Raw genomic sequence first — 19,174 nt, 5'->3', positions numbered from 1 at the left:
TTTTGGAGATATAATTAAGGAGGAAATGAAAATGGCTGGAGAAATGTCCGCATTGGGAATGGTAGAAACAAAAGGTTTGGTAGGAGCAGTTGAAGCTGCTGACGCAATGGTAAAAGCAGCAAACGTAAAACTGATCGGTAAAGTACACGTAGGTGGCGGTCTCGTGACGGTTATGGTACGTGGTGACGTAGGTGCAGTAAAAGCTTCCACAGACGCAGGTGCCGCTGCTGCTGAAAAAGTAGGAGAGCTCGTATCTATTCACGTTATCCCACGCCCTCATGGAGACATTGAACTGATTCTGCCTAAACTCGAAGGGTAATAAATCCTTATGGCAGTGATTACAGAAGCATCCTTGAGAGCCATGCATAAGTCAGGCATTCCAAACCCCTTTCTCGTTGAGAAAGGGGATAAAATAACACCAGCAGCGGCAGATTTCTTGAAAGGAAGAGGGATTCAAGTGAAACAAGTTGATCAGAACCAGCAGCCTTCCACCAATCAAGCTGCCGAGGCAGTGCGAGAAATTCCTTTGGGCGTATCTAACCGTCACATTCATTTGTCGCAAGCAGATGTCGAGAAGCTTTTCGGAGCCGGACATCAATTGACGCCAATGCGTGATTTGTCGCAACCGGGCCAGTTTGCTTGCCAGGAAACAGTCACCATCGTGGGACCAAAAGGCAGCATCCACGGGGTTCGCGTTTTGGGACCAGCTCGTGGCGCGACACAAGTGGAAATTTCCAGAACAGACGGCTTTGCAGTAGGTGTTCAAGCCCCTGTGCGTATGTCTGGAGATATTGAAGGTACACCAGGTATGGTACTTGTAACGGCAAAAGGGACAGTAGTAATGGACAAAGGCGTAATCGTTGCGAAGAGCCACGTTCATATGTCTCCAGCAGATGCCGAGCAATATCAAGTGAAGGATGGCGATACGCTGATTCTGGCGACGCAAAGCGATCGTCCTATCATCTATCCAGATGTAGTCGTTCGTGTACATCCGCAGTTTGCACTTGATTTCCACGTGGATACGGATGAAGGAAATGCCGCTAATTTGAAAACGGGCGACCGGGTAAAAGTGATCGGCAAGAACGGGCAATTTTACTCCGGCTAACGGAGGTTGAGCTTGATGGACATCAGAGAAATGGTGGCGTCGATTACGAAAGAAATTTTGCAATCGATGAATACAGAAAAGCAAAGCAGCACAGCGCCTCGTGTCCTGTACGTTTTTTGCGACAGCCAGGCTCATGAGGCGTTTCAGGATCATTTTATCCAACTGAAAAACCACGGGATCTGCCATGACATTCTCTTCCTGGACGGAGAAACCTCTTCCTGGTTGGGAATGCACAAGATCGAATGTGGGGGAGCAGGCAAAATTCTTACAGCAGACGAGTACGCTCCTGCCCCGTTGGAAGTGCCGAAAGATTATGTCGGTATCGTGATTCCAGAAATCGATTTGGATAATGCAGCGAGAATTGCTTCCGGTCTAAAAGGAACAATCAAAGCGGAAATCGTCTTTTCCGCGTTGGTAACAGGTAAATTCGTCATTGCTGGTTCCGATGTGCCAGGAATCAAGCGCGCAGACCGTCGTACCCTGCAAACATTGACACTGACACCTGCTTATGAAAAGCTGTTCAACCGTCACGTTGAAGGCATGAAGGAGCTGGGTGTGGAGTTTGCGGAGCAACGCCGTCTGGCTGATCGCGTGGTTTCCAAGCTGAAGTCTCAGCTACAAAAAGTAGAGACTACTAGCAAGACAGAACAACCGATATTGACTCCTTTGGATGAGCAAGAAGCCGTCTTTTCCGGGAAGCTGTTGACAGCGGATTGGATCAGATCGCAGCCTGAGCTTCGCGATACGACTTTGATCGTGAAAAAAGGTGCAATTGTTTCTCCGCTTGCTTATGACAGCATGAGAGAACGCGGCATTACGGTCAGCTATTTAGGAAAAGGGTGATCGCATGTTTTTGGGAAAAGTGATCGGCAGCGTCTGGGCCACGCAAAAAGAAGCAGGTATGGAAAATCTCAAGCTCATGGTGGTTCAGCCGATTGATTGGCGTGGCGAAGAAGGCGGACAAACCGTTATCGCAGCGGACAGGATCGGTGCGGGAATCGGGGAACAGGTTATCGTCTCTCGTGGGACGCCTGCCCGAATCCTTTTCTCCGGCACCAGTGTGCCGATCGATGCGATCATCGTAGGCATCGTGGATTCGTTTGAGGTGCCGGGTGCCGCAGGAAGAGAGGAATAGGAATGGAACAGGAACGTTCACGAGTCATCCAGGAATTCGTACCAGGGAAACAGGTCACGTTGGCTCATGTAATCGCAAACCCTGACCCAATGCTCTATACCAAGCTAGGTATCAATGAGGCTGGTGCTATCGGCATCTTGACTTTGACGCCTACCGAAACAGCCATTATTGCCGCGGATATTGCGACAAAGGCTGCTGGCGTCGAGCTTGGGTTTCTCGATCGTTTTACAGGTTCACTGATTGTCGTAGGAGATGTATCCGCTGTTGAGATGGCAGTCGAAGCGGTCAATCAGGTGCTGAGCGAAAAACTGCGGTTTACACCGGCATTGGTGACGAAATCATGACCGGCCGTGTAATGATTATCGGTGCAATTGAAGCAGGAAAGTCTTCTCTGGTGCGGGCGCTGTTCAATGACGAACAGCCTGCCCGGAAGACACAAGCGCTCGAATATCGGGACTGGGCGATTGACACTCCGGGTGAGTACAGCGAAAACCCGATGTTTTACCGCACGCTTATGGCTACCTCTCTTGAGGCGAAGATCATTGTGATGGTGCAGGATGCTACACGGGAGCGCAATTATTTCCCTCCTGGCTTTTCACAAGGGTTTCCGCAATCGTGCATCGGGGTCATTACCAAAATGGATCATCCTGACGCAAATGTGGAGAGGGCAGAACAATTCCTGCGTCAATCGCTCGGCAATGCAAAAATTTTCCGGACCTCCTCGCTCACGAGTGAGGGAGTGCCAGAATTGCGAGCGTATTTGCAACAAATTGTAAACGAGTAAGCGTGATTAACCAGTATTACACCCCTTTCCGCCGTAGCGTGTCTGTGAGAAAATGAAGTCATATCAACTCCTAGCAGGTGAAAAGAGGTTCACATGCAATCAATACGAGAAGTGTGCAAAGCGTCCACGACGTTGAGTGATGACGACATTCGGATTGTGGAGGATCTGGCTTCCAAGCTTCAGATTTTTGCTGATCTGTCTCAAGCGGACATGTTTATCGATTGTCCAACGGTAGATCGGAGCGCTGCGATGGTAGTCGCACAAGCTGCACCGAGTACGGCACGCTCTATGTACAGTGGATCGGTCGTAGGGCATCTGGCGACGGCGATTAATGAGCCGGCCGTTATGTATTGTCTGACTACAGGCAAGCCCGTCATCGGTTCACGTGGGGTTTCACAGGAGCAGGTCGTGATGCGACAAAGTGTCGTACCCATCACGAATGCGGCTGGAAAAACAATCGGGACCTTGATAACTGAACAAGATATATCCAAACAGGTGGAACAGGAAAAGAATGTCGAAATGCTCAAGGAAACAACGGAGCATTTAAGCGAGACGCTCATCCAGTTCGCTGTGCCTGATCTGCCCATTTCGTCGCTGTTGCACGAGGGCATGATTTTGTTTGATCAGAGTGGGGTTATCACGTACGCCAATGGCCGTGCCCACAAGCTGCTCTCCTTGATTGGCTTTGAACGACCAGAAAAGGGAGAGAGCATTGAACGTATTTTTTCCTGGAGAGTTTCCCCGGAGAACTTTGTACGCAACGGGGGTTATATTCAGGAGGAGCTGTCAAAAGGCAAACATTTTATTATGATGAAAGCGGTTTCGTCCGTCCGCAAACAAGACATCATTGGGGGATTCATTCTCCTGCGAGACATATCGGACATTCGGGAAAAAGAAAAGCAATTGATGATCAAATCCGCGGTGATCAAAGAGATTCACCACCGGGTCAAAAACAATTTGCAAACCATCTCTAGCCTGTTGCGCCTGCAAATGCGGCGTTCGCAGTCCAACGAGATTGAAAAGGTATACCGGGAAAGCATCAATCGCATCAACAGCATCGCCATTATTCACGAATACTTGGCACAGGATGGTCTGGAGCAGATTGACTTCAAAGAGATTTTAACCAAAATATCGAAAATAATCGTCTCTTCGATGAGACGTTCTGAGCAAGCTATACACGTCGTGGTGACGGGCGAATCGGTATATCTGCCGTCCAACAAAGCAACATCGTTTGCCTTGATCGTCACCGAGCTGATTCAAAATTGCATGATTCATGGTTTTCATGAGCAGCAAGAAGGGAAAATCTCTATTGCACTGGTTGCCAAGGAGGACTTCGTGAGTCTGTCTGTGACAGATGACGGGGTCGGCATCGAGGACATGGAGCAAATCCACAAAAAGGGCCATCTGGGCCTGAAAATTGTCGATACACTGGTCAGGGAAGACCTCGAAGGCACGATGCATTTCCGCAACACTGGGAACGGAACAGAGGTTACCATACTCTATCCGATCCAAAAGGAGGATGAAGATGACACAGCCGAAGATTATGGTGGTTGATGACGAGCCGATTATTCGCATGGATTTGCGCGAGATGCTCGAAAATGAAGGGTATTTAGTGGTTGCCGAAGCGAAAAACGGAGAAGAGGCAGTCGAACAGGCCCATCGTCACAAGCCCGATCTGATTATCATGGATGTGAAAATGCCTGTCTTGAATGGAATCAAGGCAAGCAGTATCATTCGTTCCTTTTCAGACAGTTCCATTCTTCTTTTGACGGCTTACAGCCAAAAGGAACTCGTCCAGGATGCCAGAAAAGCGGGTGTGACGGCTTACTTGGTGAAGCCGGTGTCGGAGGATGACTTGATTCCCGCAGTAGAAATCGCACTCAGCCAAAAGGAAAAAGTCGTTTCCCTGAAGAAGGATATAAATGATCTGAAGCAAAAGATCGAGGATCGCAAGGCAGTGGAAAAGGCAAAAGGAAAGCTGATGAGTGCCTTATCCTTGGAAGAGGATGCGGCTTACAAATGGATGCAGCAAGTAAGCATGCAACGGCGCATGCCGCTTGTGAAGCTGGCAGAGGAAATTTTGTCGGGCGAGCAGGCCATTTTTACACAAGACTAGTACTGACGTTATCATAAAAAGCAGTGACAAGTAGATACGAAGAGAGCAAAGGCGCTTGAATCAGACCGGGAGCAAGGAACCGGCTGTTCAAGCGTTTTTTCGTAGGGCCCGTCTGACACGCCAATGGTTCAAGGAGGTTCATATGGACGAACAATGGATCCAAAGCGTCGGGATCGATGTGGGAACGAGCACGACCAAAATGATCGTAAGCCGATTGCGATTGGGTCGCATGTCCAGCACGTTTTCGCTGCCGCGTTATCAGATCGTGGAGCGACAATTGCTGTATGCGAGTGAAGTACATTCCACACCGCTCATCGGATTTGATGAAATCGACGCTGACGGAATCGGAGCGATTCTTGCAGCCGAGTACGACAAGGCACAAATCAGCTTGTCTCAAATCAAGTCCGGGGCGGTTATCATTACCGGAGAAACAGCCAGCAAAAAGAACGCACAGCATATCGTTCATCTGCTGGCTGAACGCTCCGGGGATTTCGTGGTAGCGACAGCAGGTGCTGACCTCGAAGGCGTGCTGGCGGGCAAGGGTGCAGGCGCAGAAAAACGCTCGCAAGCCATACAAGGTGTGGTCGTCAACGTCGATATTGGCGGAGGAACAGCGAATGCAGCCTACTTCCAACGTGGCCGAGCGATTGCAACGGTTACATTCCACGTCGGAGGAAGGCTGATCCGTCTCAGTCCGCAAGGTGTCGTTCAATACGTGTCGCCGAACATTCAACAATGGCTGACGGCAAAAGGACTGCGTATTCAAGTCGGACAGGAAATCGGATTCGCGCAGCTCACAGAGGTTGCCGAACAGCTGGGACGCAGTATGCTGGATTATTTAACGGGGAAAGAGCGCCAAGTATCAGGCTTGCTCGTAGTGGGACCGCATTTACGCGATGCCATCCCTGTTGACGAACTGACTGTCTCAGGCGGTGTGGGTTTACTCATGAGCGGACCTCCCGTCCAAAATATGTCGGATGCGAGCCGATATGGCGATTTTGGCCCACTGCTCGGATATGTCCTCCAGCAGGAGCGCGAAAAAGGAACGTATCCAGTACAGTGGCTAGACCCGGATCAAACGGTACGGGCAACGGTAATTGGCGCGGGGATGCAGAGCACGGAGATTAGTGGTTCAACCGTGCATATCAAGCCGGAGCTGTTGCCGATTAAAAATATTCCGATTCTCAAGCTAGAGCTTACCGAGGAACAATTGGCAGATGCCACAAGACTGCGACAGGAAGTGGCTTCGATCTACCAACTGGGTGATCGCCTGTTTGAAAAAACGACAGGGATTCCTTTCGCACTCGCGATCTCCGGCATCGGGTACTGCTCGTACGCTCTGCTGCAGACGCTGTCCCAGGAGCTGTCGGAGCAATACCGGGCGACTTTCCCCGAGAGTCAAACCATGGTTGTGATCTGTGAAACAGATATGGCGAAAGCACTCGGGCAGGCCTTGGCGCTGCGTTGCAAAGGGGCACCGGAAATCATTTGCATCGATCAGGTGCGTGTGGAATACGGCGATTACATCGATCTCGGTGAGCCGATCTCGGGAACGATCATTCCCGTCGTCGTCAAAACACTCGCGTTTGATGAAAGGCCGTAACGTAAGAAGGGGTGGACGTTGATGAACACGAAAACGACTGTGCTTGGACAGACCTATCAATTTCGCGATTTGAAAGAAGTTTTCGCGAAGGCTAATGAAGATAAATCAGGCGACCAGCTGGCTGGTATCGCCGCTGCTGATTCCCGGGAACGTGTAGCTGCCAAGCAAGTTTTGGCTGATCTGACATTGGCGGATATCCGCAACAATCCGATGGTTCCGGCAGAAGAAGACGAAGTATCGCGTGTGATCGAAGAAGGCATCAACGAAAAGATTTACAACGAAATCAAAAACTGGAGCGTAGCTGAGCTGCGCGAGTACATCTTGAGCCATCAAGCAGGCGATAATGAACTCAAGCGAATCAGCCGCGGCTTGTCCAGCGAGATGATCGCAGCGACTGCCAAGCTCATGAGCAACCTGGACTTGATCACGGCAGCGTCCAAGATTAAAGTTGTGACGCATGCCAACACAGCAATCGGTCATAAGGGCGTACTGGCTTCTCGTGTACAGCCGAACCATCCATCCGATAACGTACAAGGCATCAAAGCGTCTCTGTACGAAGGATTGAGCTACGGAATCGGCGATGCGGTAATCGGGATCAACCCGGTTATCGATACAGCGGACAGCGTCAAAGATATTTTGAACATGACCAAAGACGTGATGACCAAGTTTGATATCCCAACGCAAAACTGCGTATTGGCTCACGTGTCCACGCAAATGCGTGCCATCCGTAATGGGGCACCAGCAGACTTGATCTTCCAAAGCTTGGCGGGTAGTGAAAAAGGAAACAAGGCATTTGGTATTGATGTAGCACTGCTGGATGAAGCAGATGAACTGATGCGCAAACAAGGCACTTCCTACGGACCGAACTTCTGGTATTTCGAGACAGGTCAAGGCTCTGAGCTGTCTGCCGAGGCGCATCACGGCATGGACCAGGTAACAATGGAAGCGCGCTGTTACGGACTTGCTCGCAAGTACAATCCGTTTATCGTAAACACAGTAGTTGGCTTCATTGGACCTGAGTATTTGTACGACAGTCGCCAAGTAATCCGTGCTGGACTGGAAGACCATTACATGGGCAAAATGCACGGTTTGCCGATGGGCTGTGACGTATGCTACACGAACCACATGAAGGTCGATCAAAACGACATGGATAATCTCGGCATTTTGCTCTCGTCGGCAGGCGTTAACTTCGTGATCGGTGTAGCAATGGCAGACGATGTCATGCTCAACTATCAATCGACGAGCTTTCATGATATTGCGGCATTCCGTGAAGTGATGGGACTGCGACCTGCTCCTGATTTTGAAAAATGGCTGGAGAAAATGGGCATCATGGAAAACGGTAGGCTGACTGCAAAAGCAGGCGATCCGACAATCTTCATGTAAGATCAGGAGGTGAAATACGATGGAACAACAATTAGATTTTTTAGTAGATAAAGTAGTAGCAGAGCTGCAAAAGAAGCTGGGCGAGGCCACAGAACAAGCTCCGTCACCAAAAGCAGAGACAGGCTTGATTCAACTGAGATCGGAGCCAAAGGCAGAGCCAGTAGCGAATGCGACAGCCGCACCGACACCAGCTCCTGTAGTGAATGAGCAGCCTGCTCCATCGACAGAACCAGAGAGAACCACACATGTACCGAATCCGAAGTACAAGGAAGGCTTGGATGAACTGCTGTCCAGCACGCCAGCGCGTATCGGAGTTTGGCGTACAGGTGTGAGACCTTTGACCAAAACCATGCTTGAATTGCGTCGCGACCATGCTGCGGCTGTAGATGCTGTATACGGTGAAGTGAGTCAAGCGGTGCTCGATCAGTTCTCCCTGTTTACAGTGGAAACACAGTATGACAACACTGAAAACTATTTGAAGCGTCCGGATATGGGGCGCGTCCTCACCGAGGAAGGCGTACGCTTGCTGCAAGAGCGCGGCCAAAAGAAGCCACAGGTACAAATCGTCGTTTCAGACGGCTTGAGTGCCGCTGCGGTGGATGCGAACCTGAAAGACGTGCTTCCATCTCTGATGGACTCTCTGAAAAGCTACGGACTGACCTGCGGCACTCCGTTTTTTATCAAGGGCGGACGCGTAGCCAGCATGGATCATGTCGGCGAGATTCTGGAGCCAGAAGTATTGGTGCTCTTGATCGGAGAACGACCAGGACTGGTTACGGCACATTCCATGAGTGCGTACATGTGCTACCGTCCACGCAAAGGTATGGTAGAATCAGAGCGTACAGTGATCTCGAATATTCATCGTCAAGGTACATCTCCTGTTGAGGCGGGGGCCCACATCGGGACAATCCTCTCCAAAATGTTGGAGCAAAAAGCAAGTGGTGTAAAACTAGTCTTGTAATAAAACCAATGACGACGAGGAGGATTCTACATGACATTCCGCAGAAAAAAAGTAGCCGTAATCGGTAGTGGTTTTACGGGAGCGACAACTGCGTTCATCATGGCGCAAAAAGAGCTGGCTGACATCGTATTGGTGGATATTCCGCAACTGGAAAACCCAACGAAGGGGAAAGCACTCGACATGATGGAGGCTTCTCCCGTTCTCGGCTTCGATGCTAGCATCACTGGTACTTCCGACTACAAAGACATCGAAGGCTCCGATATCGTAATCATCACAGCAGGGATTGCTCGCAAGCCAGGTATGTCCCGCGACGACTTGGTAGCAACCAATGCATCCATCATGCGCTCGGTTGCTGAGCAAGTGAAAACATATGCACCAAACTCCATCGTACTCATCCTGTCCAACCCGGTAGATGCGATGACCTATACATTCTACAAAACGTCCGGCTTCCCGAAACACCGCGTAATCGGTCAATCCGGTGTACTGGATACAGCTCGCTTCCGTACGTTCGTAGCGATGGAACTGAATGTATCCGTAAATGACGTAACAGGCTTCGTATTGGGCGGCCACGGTGACGACATGGTGCCACTCTTGCGTTACTCCTACGCTGGCGGCATCCCACTCGAAAAATTGATCCCACAAGATCGTCTGGATGCCATCGTCGAGCGTACACGCAAAGGCGGCGGCGAAATCGTAGCTCTCTTGGGCAACGGTTCCGCTTACTATGCACCTGCGGCCGCTCTGGTAGAAATGGCAGAAGCGATCTTGAAAGACCAGAAGCGCATCCTGCCATCCATCGCTTTACTCCAAGGCGAGTATGGTTACAACGATATCTACCTGGGCGTACCAACTCTCTTGGGTGGAAACGGTATCGAGCAAGTCATCGAGCTGGATCTGACTGCTGCTGAAAAAGCAGCCTTGGATAAATCCGCAGATTCCGTTCGTGCGGTTATGAAAGTAGCTATGCCATAAGCACAGTATGAAAATGAAAGCTTCGCCAGATATCTTGGCGGAGCTTTTTTTACAATGTGGATAGAGTAGCTGTAGTGGAGGGAAGAAGCTGTATTCGCATGAAAGCTGATTCAACTGATTCAATTGAGTGTAATTGTCACGAAGTGCAAACACCTGTAAGACATTGGAGGAATTGTGCGAAGAGTGACGAAGAAGATTACAGAAATGTTAAGCATTGTAAAGAAAAATCTTTCAAAAAAATATATTTTATTGTAAAATTAAGGAAAAAAGTAGGGGTTGATTCTTTATGGGGGGGCTGCAAGGGACAATGCACTGGTCGCTGCGGTCAGAAATTGAAAGACACCGTAGAGAGTGCGGCTATACCTTGAGTAAATTAGGTGAATTAACGGGAATCAACCATGGGAGTTTAAGCGAAATCTTGAACGGAAATCCACCGCGGGCTATGACCATTGGTCAATTAGATGCGCTAGCGGCGGTGTTTGGTCGCGAGCCAGGTTGGTTGTACGAATTGTATACGGAAGAATGCATAACAGAGGGGCGAATATCGCGTCCTCGGTTGATACCTTATTTAGTTCGATGCGCGGAGGTTGGGCGGAAAGATTGCATCGAAGAGGTTGTTCCTAAATTGTTGGACAACCCTAAAAATATTTCGACTCTCTTTTTAGTGGCGGAACAGCTATATGAAAGTGGGAAACAAAAAGAGTCCGTACCTTTTTATCAGGCTGTCGTTGATAGCGAGAAGGATGGACATTCTGACCAATTCGTAATGAGTCAGTATCGATTGTTTCGGGCTGCACTCGGGACCAATTCTGAAGAAAATGGGGAGGCAGTTATTCGGTTTGCCCCCTATCGGAATAGGCTTCCTGAGAACTATCAGTTGGATGCTTTATTTCAATTAGCGCGGGTTTCTTATGCTTTGCAGAAATTGAAGAAGTCGGAACAGTACGCTGATGAATTACGGTATCTTGCGGAAACGATTTACATACATGAGTTGGACAGATTGAAAAGAGATAAAAAAAGTGAACTGCCTGAGACAGAACGTCCTCTTGTGTATTATTACGCCATGGGACATTTATATAAAGGCGCGACATTGGAAATGCAAGGAATGTATGAACAAGCCAAGTCGTATGTACAAATTTATGCTGATTTAGGATGGTTTGAGCTGCTGGATGAAGTTGGACATCAAGAGGTAGAGCGGTTCCGGATTTGGGCAAAGGCTAACTTATACACATTAGAGGTATTGGCTGGTAATACCAACACCATTGAGGAGTACGCCGATTATCTTGAGAGTCTTCCTCCAAATGAAATACTTCCTGGTTTAATTTCTATTATAAAATCAGCTAATATTTACAATTTTTGTGTGGATGAGATATTAGAGCGCTTCTCAATGCACATCGCCAATTTTGGTCAATATACCGACGCAATTCGTTTGGACAGGCATCTTCGATTTCGGTATCAGGCAGCCATTTATGAATTCGGTAAAGGGCGACTAGAGAAAGGGATTGAAGAAACGATATGCTGTCTTTCTTTAGCCAGTTTGATAAATCGCTTTGAAGATGCTCTTAAATGCATAGCGTTATTTGAAGAGTACCGGCAACATGCATCGCCAATACAAGTGGAACGATATCAAAACATTGTAACGGGTAGAAAAAAGGAGAACCTACTTTCTAAAAAGAATTAGATAGTAATACCTGTAACCTTGTTATACGCTGTTTTTTGGCAGATTTATACAAAACCAAGGAGGTTACATCTATGAAAAGTTTCTTTCTATCACTGGTTATGGTTCTAGCTTTATTTACTGGTTTTCCATACACAGAAAAGCCCCATAATATTAGTATAATTATGTACGACCATGGAACAGAGGGCTAAAGAATTGACATCCATGGATAGTCAGTTAAATAGATCGTAACCGAAAAAGCATTCCTTTGATGGGATGTTTTTTTGTATTCAATTTTTCTTAGTCAGTTAATTTCTGCACATCCCTGTATAGTAATTATATGTAATAAATTGTAAAAGAGAGGGGGCGTTGGATATTACTGCTATCGCAAATATTTTAGATAGGGATGTTTCTTTTCACCCTGGAAACACCCCCAAAAGAGGCGCAGCATCAGCCCCTAAAGGTAAGTGTACAATCCGGGGCATGGTAAAGGAAATCGGTTGCCACTTAGAGTTGGATAATAGAATTGAACAGCTACGACTGGAAATGATGGAGTTGGCGGGAAAGTACGGTCTCTCACATGATAAAGTTTTGGCTGTGAGTCAACAATTGGATAAATATATTGTCATTGCACAAAACAGACTAAAAACGGAAAAGTAAGTCCTTCGCACACCTCAAGGCCTCCAAAACCCTCCATTAAACTATTATCTATCTAGGCAATTGCCAACTCTTGACATATTTCAATCATAGTTTCTAACTGGATTACGAATTGATAGGAAGGCCAAGTCGTATATATTTAAAAAATAGTAAAATGGAGGACGGGTCCAAGGGATGATCCTTTATGAGGGGCTGCAAGGGACAATGCATCGGTCGCTGCGGTCAGAAATTGAAAAATGCCGGAGAAAGCACGGTTATACTTTAAGCAAGCTGGGAGAATTAACGGGAATTAACCCTGGTAGCTTGAGTGAGATTCTTAATGGAAATCCGCCACGGGCTATGACTATAGGGCAATTAGATGCGTTCGCCAAGGTATTTGGACGCGAGCAGGGTTGGTTATATGAATTATACCCGGAAGAATGTTTGTCAGAGCAGAGAATTTCGCGACCACGATTAATACCGTATTTGGCTCGATGTGTGGAGGTTGGGAGAAAGGATTGCATAGAGACTGTTGTTTCCATATTGTTAGAGAATCCGAAAAACGTCTTGATTCTGTTTGCCCTTGCAGAGCAACTATATGAGAAAGGGCAACTGAAAGAGTCAGTGCCTTTTTATGAATATGTCATTGAGAATGAGAAAGATAGCTATTCTGACCACTTTGTAATGAGTCAGTATCGGTTATTTCGTGCTGTACTTGGGACAAATGCAGAAGAAAATTGGGAGAATGTGATTCGGTTTTCTCCGTATCGAAATAGGCTTCCAGAGAACTACCAACTCGATGCTTTATTTCAATTAGCACGGGTCTGTTTTGCTTTGCAAAAGTGGAACAAATCAGGGGAGTACGGTGACGAGTTACGGCTTCTTGCAGAAACTGTTCACATGCATGAATTGGACAGGTTGAAAAGAAACAAAAAAGGGGAACCCCTGAAACCGGAGCGCCCTCTTGTCTATTATTACGGAATGGGACATTTATATAAAGGTGCAGCATTGGAAATGCAAGGACTGTATGAAGAGGCGAAGCAATATGTGCGAGTTTACGCTGATTTAGGATGGTTTGAATTAATTGATGAAGACGGACGTAAAGAGGTAGAGAGATTCAAGGTATGGGCAAAGGCGAACTCCTATACATTGGAGGTGTTATCTGGGAATACAGACGTCTTAGAAGAGTATGTAGACTATCTTGAAAGTCTGCCTACCAATGAATTACTTGCTGGTATGATTTCTATTATGAAATCAGCAAATACCTACCATTTTTGTGTAGATGAGATACTGGATCGTTTTTCTTCGCAAATTGCCAGTTTCGATCAATTTACAGAAGCAATAGGATTAGATCGGCATCTCCAGTTTCGGTATCAGACAGCCATTTATGAGTTTGGTAAAGGGCGGATCGAGAGAGGGATTGAAGAAAGTATTTATTACCTTTCCTTAGCAGATCTGATGAATCGACATGACGAGGCTCTCACATATATAGCATTGTTTGGATGGTTAGGGAATTTGAATAAGCGAATAGGTAACCGAAACGAGTTAGGTGACTAGTATCTCGTCAAGGTTCGAATTGAATGATGAATTGATAGGAAGGTTAAGTAGTGTAATTTAAAGAGATTAAAACTGGGAAAAAGAGAAAAAATGCGAAAGTATGATCCTTTATGGGGGGCTGCAAGAGAAAATGCATCGGTCGCTGCGGTCAGAAATCGAACAAAATCGGAAAAAGCATGGCTACACATTTAGTAAGCTGGGAGAATTAACGGGTATTAACCCCGGAAGCTTGAGCGAGATTCTAAATGGAAATCCTCCGCGTGCCATTACCATTGGTCAGTTAGACGCGCTAGCCAAGGTGTTTGGTTACGATTCGGGTTGGTTGTATGAATTATACACGGAAGAATGCATATTAGAGGGGAGAATATCGCGCCCCCGATTAATACCATACTTGATTCGATGCGTGGAGGTTGGGCGAAAGGATTGCATAGAAGCTACTGTCCCCCAAATGATGGAGAATCCGAAGAACATCTCGATTCTGTTTGCCCTTGCAGAACAGCTATATGAGAAAGGGCAGCTGAAAGAGTCGGTGCCCTTTTATAAATATGTGATTGAGAATGAAAAAGATAGCTATTCTGACCACTTTGTAATGAGTCAGTATCGGTTATTTCGTGTTGTACTTGGGACAAATGCAGAAGAAAATTGGGAGAATGTCATTCGGTTTTCTCCTTACCGAAACCGGCTTCCTGAAAACTATCAACTCGACGCCTTATACCAATTGGCGAAGATCTGTTTCGCTTTGCAAAAGTGGGAAAGATCAGAGCAGTACGGAGACGAATTAAGGCTTCTGGCAGACACTGTTTACAGGCATGAATTGGACAGAATGAAAAGAAACAAAAAAGACGAATCTCTGAAAACGGAGCGCCATCTCGTCTATTATTACGGATTGGGCCATTTATATAAGAGCGTTTCACTGGAAATGCAAGGACTGTATGAAGAGGCGAAGAAGTATGTGCAAGTTTACGCTGATTTAGGATGGTTTGAATTACTTGATGAAGACGGACGTAAAGAGGTAGAAAGATTCAAAGTATGGGCAAAAGCGAACTCCTACACATTGGAGGTGTTGTCTGGCAATACTAGCATCATTGAAGAGTATGCAGACTATCTCGATAATCTTCCCACCAATGAAGTTCTTGCTGGTTTAAATGCCATTTTGAAATCCGCTAACACCTACCATTTTTGCGTGGATGAGATTTTAGAGCGTTTTGCCTCCCAAATTGCTAGTTTCGATCAATTTACAGAAGCGATTGGATTGGATAGACATCTTCGGTTTCGATATCAGATGGCAATTTATGAGTTCGGTAAGGGAAGGATGGAGAGAGGAATTGAAGAAACGATATATTGCCTTTCTCTAGCGGATTTGACGAATCGACACGACGAGACCCTTACATACATAGCACTGTTTGGATGGTTAGGGAATATGAATAAGCGAATAGGTAACCAAAACAAGTTAGGTGGCTAGCATCCTGTTAGGTCATTGTGAATATGCCGTAGATTGATGAAACATCCTCTGCCAGGATGTTTTTTTTATTCTATTTTTTGCAGTTGGTAAAAACCTGCATATCAATTTATGGTTAATTATGTAAGGGATCTCAAAATGAAGGAGGTGAGAGGTGATATTCCATGAATCAATAGAAATCTAAGAATAGCTCTAAAAGAGGAGCCACAGGTGCCACTAAAACCAACTGAATAATCCGGTGGTAAAGGAAGGAGGGTGAGTCTTATAACAGCAATTGCAGTTAAAAAGGGCGTTCCACCCCTTCGCCAGGTTAAAGGAACGCCCGCAGGAGGAGCAGTTACAGCTCCTATAAGTAAATGTATCACGCTCCCTCTAGATCGAGAAGGAGTAACCTATCACGATATTGATCATTTGAAAAACATTGTGGAACAATTGCGCGGACAACTGGTGCAATTGTATTTAGAGAAGAATGATTTCTTGGATGATGAAGTCGTGGAATTAAGCCAGCAATTGGATCAGTACATTCTGGTAATTCAATCAAAATGTTATTGACTTTGAGTGAAATTCAAATAGGGGGTTGAGGTATGCGAAAAGTAATTTCAAGTATTGTATGTCTATTGACCTTAATTGTCTCAACGGTTTCATTTGGTCACGGATATGCAGCCGAAAAGCAGGAAAAAGTGATGTATAAAACTGAAATGAAATCAGAGAAAGAACTTCGTAAAGATGCGTTGGCAGGAAAAAAAGATTATGACTTTAAGGATATTAGATTCCAGTTACATGATGAGAAAGGGAATATAGTTAAAGACCTAACTAAATATAGTCACTATACAGTTCAAAAGCTAAAGGAAACACAAGTAGGGCAGCAGGTAATTAGCGATTACGTACTTTATGCAGTCTCAGATCCAGATGGTTATGACAATCGCGATCAGGATTCTAATCCTGCTGTAAACTTTCAACAAACAGTTTGGATGTGGACGAGCCTCATTAAAGAAAATAATATAGATGTTTGGGGGAAAGCTACTCGTTTTGAAGCAAGATGGGATCTACTAGATAGAAACGGTTTAACAATAAAATCTGGAGAATTTACAGCAAGAGCATATGGTAGAAGTAAATCTAATGGTAAAACCTTAAATTACAGTGATCCAAAAACGTACACCCCACCAGTTTGGGGGACAAATTATGTCAAGAAACCGACTTGGGATTACGTTCGGATTGACGATTCATATGGTGCTTTCGGTGCCAGATTGAAAACCTCCTACACTGCTCGAACATCCACTGGTACGCTGTACAGTACGGTTATTGTTGGTAGCGGCAGCATTCCGTGGTGAACACCATGAGATAACTCAACTCATTCTTAATCAAGGAGGTTGTACAATGAAAAAGGTTATTTCAAGTATCATTTGTGCATTAGTTTTAGCTGCTTCAACACTTTCATTCGGTCATGGATATGCAGCAGAAAAGCAAGAAAAGTTGCTGTATAAAACTGAAATAAAATCAGAGAAAGAACTTCGTAAAGATGCCTTGATAGGAAAAAAAGACTATGAATTTAAAAACGTGAAGTTCCAGTTAAAAGATGAGAAAGGGGATGTAGTTAAAGACCTTACTAAATACAGCCACTATACAATTCAAAAATTGAAGGAAAGACAAGTAGGTCACCAGGTAATTAGTGATTACGTACTATATGCAGTCTCAGATCCTTCAGGATATGACAATCGGGATCAAGATTCTAACCCAGCTCTAAACTTTCAACAAACAGTTTGGATGTGGACAAGCATTATTAAGGAAAATAATATTGATGTATGGGGTAAAGCTACACGTTATGAGGCTAGATGGGATTTACTAGATAAGAATGGTTTAACAATAAAGTCTGGAGAATTCACTGCAAAAGCAACTGGAAATAGTAAATCTACTGGAAAATACGTGAATTATAGCGATCCAAAAACGTACTTTCCTCCTTCCTGGGGCCAAAGTTATGTTAAGTCACCACCATGGGATTATGTCCGCATTGATAATCAGCTTGGAGGATTCGGAGCCCGTCTAAAAACTTCTTATACCGCACGAACGTCAACGGGTACCATTTATAGCACGGTGTCTGTAGGGAGTATAGCTTGGTAAGATTCCAACATGAAAGTGAACGGTCTTAATAGGCCGTTCATTTGATTTCATATTTTTAAACTTGAAAACTATTAGAATTGATTACGATGAATATAATAATTGTTGCAGCATAGACTTAATTATACTTTGAGATAGGAGGTTTACATTTGAAAAAAACGATACTAGTATTTCTGATTCTTTCACTTCTTTTACTCGGCGCTTGTTCCGAAAAGGAATGGTCCTACAAGTACGAAGGAGCTACTGACAATTGGAATGGAGTTACTGAAATTTTTTATGATAAAGAAAATGGTGCACGCTTTGTAGGTAAAATTAAGTATTTAGGAAATGGTGATGTTAAGAAGCTTAAATTTATTTCTGAATTAACCCAAACAAGTCAACAAACAGGTAGTGTTCAAACCCCCAATTTTAAAGAGGGTTATATTATCATCTTTCAAGATGTACCTAACACGGATAGCACTAAAAATGATTTTAAGAATGGAGTAACGGACGAAGAAGTAAAATCGTTTTTTGGTGACTATCCTGTTTTCAAAATTGATTGGACTGATGAGGAAGGTATAAATCACACCGAAACTATTTACCTAAAATATGTGGCTCAATAATATAAGCAACAATGGCTAGGAACCTTTTGATAGCTTCCTAGCCATTGTTGTTATAGCCGTAATTTAAAGTAGCGTTGAATAAATTGTTTTCGCACCTTAATTCGATTAAATGGGGTGATTAGGTGTATAAATACGTAGCTCTTTTCACTGGTATTCTAGTTTCAGTAGTTTTAATAATGTCTGTACATACGAATTTCGCCATCCTACTTGGCCTTTCTCCAGCGTTGTTTTATGGAATGAAAACGTATGAAAATGCTAAACAGAAAAAGCCAATAAAAAATGATTTAATTTCAACCATCTTAATCTTACTAGTAGTTCCTATTGCATTTCTAATCGTAATCAATCGTTGATCCTGCCACTGACAAATTTATTTAGTTGTATATCGAATTAAGTTTTATGAGGAGTGTGGTTGATCTGCCTAAAATATATCGTAATGCTTTGCTTGTTGTAGTTCTTAGCACAATAACTTTATTTGGTTGCTCCAATATGTCTGAAAAAACTGAAGATATTCCTGTTAATTCTGCTCAATCGGATACTTTGGAGAAAGTAAAAAATGGACAATTAGAAGGTGTCTTAATTGGCATTGGAGCAACAAAGAAAGAGGTTCTGGATAAAATCGGAACCCCCGTCGAGAGTGGAAATTCTGAGTATGGATTCACCATATACTATGAGGGTTTTCATTTACAATTCGAAGACTATGCTAATTCAATTGAAGAAGTAAAGGATACGAGTAAAGTCGTCCTAATGAATGCCGAACCAAAGACTGTAGGAATGACTGGAAAACCTGAGGAAATCAAGAGAAAATTAGGAGAACCCTCTAGAGAGTTTATGGATGACTCAGGTGATCATACGTTTATATTGGAATACGAAAACAATGGAAACCTACTAAGATTTACGTTTGATTCAAAAGAAAGTCCAGTAAAGTATGTTACCCTTCGAGTCCAATAAGCTAGACTACCTGGCTTATTGTGGCCTGAATGTGCATAAAAAAAGAGGCGGTTCTCCCGCCTCTTCTCTTTTACTTGTGTACCCCAGTTAACTCGGTTTTTCTACCATTCCGTTTCTGTTCTGTGTTCAATCATGTGCAAT

The 19,174-nt window shown here is 45.0% G+C and carries 21 protein-coding genes; all 21 read left to right on the top strand.

Features of this window, described 5'->3' with window-relative positions:
• The first annotated feature begins 31 nt into the window (after positions 1-31).
• The 21 genes from eutM (at position 32) to HP401_RS02610 (ending at position 19,033) form a co-directional block, all read left to right on the top strand.
• Entirely contained in the window at positions 32-319 is a 288-nt protein-coding gene (eutM, locus tag HP401_RS02710) for an ethanolamine utilization microcompartment protein EutM (RefSeq protein WP_007720104.1), read from the top strand.
• Between the two features lie 9 nt (positions 320-328).
• On the top strand, positions 329-1,105 hold the full coding sequence (gene pduL / locus HP401_RS02705) for a phosphate propanoyltransferase (protein ID WP_041749711.1): 777 nt from the start codon (positions 329-331) through the stop codon (positions 1,103-1,105).
• 15 nt (positions 1,106-1,120) lie between these two features.
• Entirely contained in the window at positions 1,121-1,948 is an 828-nt protein-coding gene (locus tag HP401_RS02700) for a hypothetical protein (RefSeq protein WP_173603968.1), read from the top strand.
• A gap of 4 nt (positions 1,949-1,952) precedes the next feature.
• Complete coding sequence (locus tag HP401_RS02695; RefSeq protein WP_007720099.1) at positions 1,953-2,240, top strand: EutN/CcmL family microcompartment protein; 288 nt, start codon at positions 1,953-1,955, stop codon at positions 2,238-2,240.
• Between the two features lie 2 nt (positions 2,241-2,242).
• Positions 2,243-2,584, top strand: a complete 342-nt coding sequence (eutS, locus tag HP401_RS02690; protein ID WP_007720097.1) for an ethanolamine utilization microcompartment protein EutS — start codon at positions 2,243-2,245, stop codon at positions 2,582-2,584.
• Complete coding sequence (locus tag HP401_RS02685) at positions 2,581-3,024, top strand: EutP/PduV family microcompartment system protein (RefSeq protein ID WP_015893785.1); 444 nt, start codon at positions 2,581-2,583, stop codon at positions 3,022-3,024. The genes eutS and HP401_RS02685 overlap by 4 nt, the downstream gene beginning before the upstream one ends.
• A gap of 93 nt (positions 3,025-3,117) precedes the next feature.
• Positions 3,118-4,578 (top strand): sensor histidine kinase, encoded by a 1,461-nt coding sequence (locus HP401_RS02680; protein WP_173603967.1) that lies wholly within the window; start codon positions 3,118-3,120, stop codon positions 4,576-4,578.
• A complete protein-coding gene (locus tag HP401_RS02675; RefSeq protein WP_015893783.1) occupies positions 4,544-5,140 on the top strand; it encodes an ANTAR domain-containing response regulator in 597 nt (198 codons plus the stop codon). Before HP401_RS02680 ends, HP401_RS02675 begins: the two co-directional genes overlap by 35 nt.
• A gap of 142 nt (positions 5,141-5,282) precedes the next feature.
• Entirely contained in the window at positions 5,283-6,743 is a 1,461-nt protein-coding gene (locus tag HP401_RS02670; protein WP_173603966.1) for an ethanolamine ammonia-lyase reactivating factor EutA, read from the top strand.
• 21 nt (positions 6,744-6,764) lie between these two features.
• Entirely contained in the window at positions 6,765-8,126 is a 1,362-nt protein-coding gene (locus HP401_RS02665) for an ethanolamine ammonia-lyase subunit EutB (protein ID WP_173603965.1), read from the top strand.
• A 19-nt stretch (positions 8,127-8,145) separates the two neighbouring features.
• Complete coding sequence (gene eutC / locus HP401_RS02660) at positions 8,146-9,087, top strand: ethanolamine ammonia-lyase subunit EutC (RefSeq protein WP_173603964.1); 942 nt, start codon at positions 8,146-8,148, stop codon at positions 9,085-9,087.
• Between the two features lie 30 nt (positions 9,088-9,117).
• Positions 9,118-10,059 (top strand): malate dehydrogenase, encoded by a 942-nt coding sequence (mdh, locus tag HP401_RS02655; RefSeq protein WP_172139361.1) that lies wholly within the window; start codon positions 9,118-9,120, stop codon positions 10,057-10,059.
• Between the two features lie 286 nt (positions 10,060-10,345).
• Positions 10,346-11,740, top strand: a complete 1,395-nt coding sequence (locus tag HP401_RS02650; RefSeq protein WP_173603963.1) for a helix-turn-helix domain-containing protein — start codon at positions 10,346-10,348, stop codon at positions 11,738-11,740.
• Positions 11,741-12,085: 345 nt separating this feature from the next.
• The gene (locus HP401_RS02645; protein WP_173603962.1) at positions 12,086-12,376 is read left to right on the top strand and encodes an aspartyl-phosphate phosphatase Spo0E family protein; all 291 of its coding nucleotides are present in this window, start codon (positions 12,086-12,088) and stop codon (positions 12,374-12,376) included.
• Between the two features lie 171 nt (positions 12,377-12,547).
• Positions 12,548-13,909: a helix-turn-helix domain-containing protein gene (locus HP401_RS02640; protein ID WP_173603961.1), complete on the top strand. Its 1,362-nt coding sequence runs from the start codon at positions 12,548-12,550 to the stop codon at positions 13,907-13,909.
• A 130-nt stretch (positions 13,910-14,039) separates the two neighbouring features.
• The gene (locus HP401_RS02635) at positions 14,040-15,371 is read left to right on the top strand and encodes a helix-turn-helix domain-containing protein (protein ID WP_254456986.1); all 1,332 of its coding nucleotides are present in this window, start codon (positions 14,040-14,042) and stop codon (positions 15,369-15,371) included.
• 252 nt (positions 15,372-15,623) lie between these two features.
• Entirely contained in the window at positions 15,624-15,920 is a 297-nt protein-coding gene (locus HP401_RS35590) for an aspartyl-phosphate phosphatase Spo0E family protein (RefSeq protein WP_173603959.1), read from the top strand.
• 32 nt (positions 15,921-15,952) lie between these two features.
• A complete protein-coding gene (locus HP401_RS02625) occupies positions 15,953-16,699 on the top strand; it encodes a hypothetical protein (protein ID WP_173603958.1) in 747 nt (248 codons plus the stop codon).
• A gap of 46 nt (positions 16,700-16,745) precedes the next feature.
• Positions 16,746-17,486, top strand: a complete 741-nt coding sequence (locus HP401_RS02620) for a hypothetical protein (protein WP_173603957.1) — start codon at positions 16,746-16,748, stop codon at positions 17,484-17,486.
• A 146-nt stretch (positions 17,487-17,632) separates the two neighbouring features.
• Positions 17,633-18,085: a hypothetical protein gene (locus HP401_RS02615; protein WP_173603956.1), complete on the top strand. Its 453-nt coding sequence runs from the start codon at positions 17,633-17,635 to the stop codon at positions 18,083-18,085.
• 396 nt (positions 18,086-18,481) lie between these two features.
• The gene (locus HP401_RS02610) at positions 18,482-19,033 is read left to right on the top strand and encodes a DUF4309 domain-containing protein (RefSeq protein ID WP_217365920.1); all 552 of its coding nucleotides are present in this window, start codon (positions 18,482-18,484) and stop codon (positions 19,031-19,033) included.
• The last annotated feature ends 141 nt before the right edge of the window (positions 19,034-19,174 follow it).

This window comes from Brevibacillus sp. HB2.2 (assembly GCF_013284275.1).
GTDB lineage: Bacteria > Bacillota > Bacilli > Brevibacillales > Brevibacillaceae > Brevibacillus > Brevibacillus brevis_D.
Note: the sequence above shows the minus strand (reverse complement) of the source record. Positions and strands in the feature narration are given on the sequence as shown.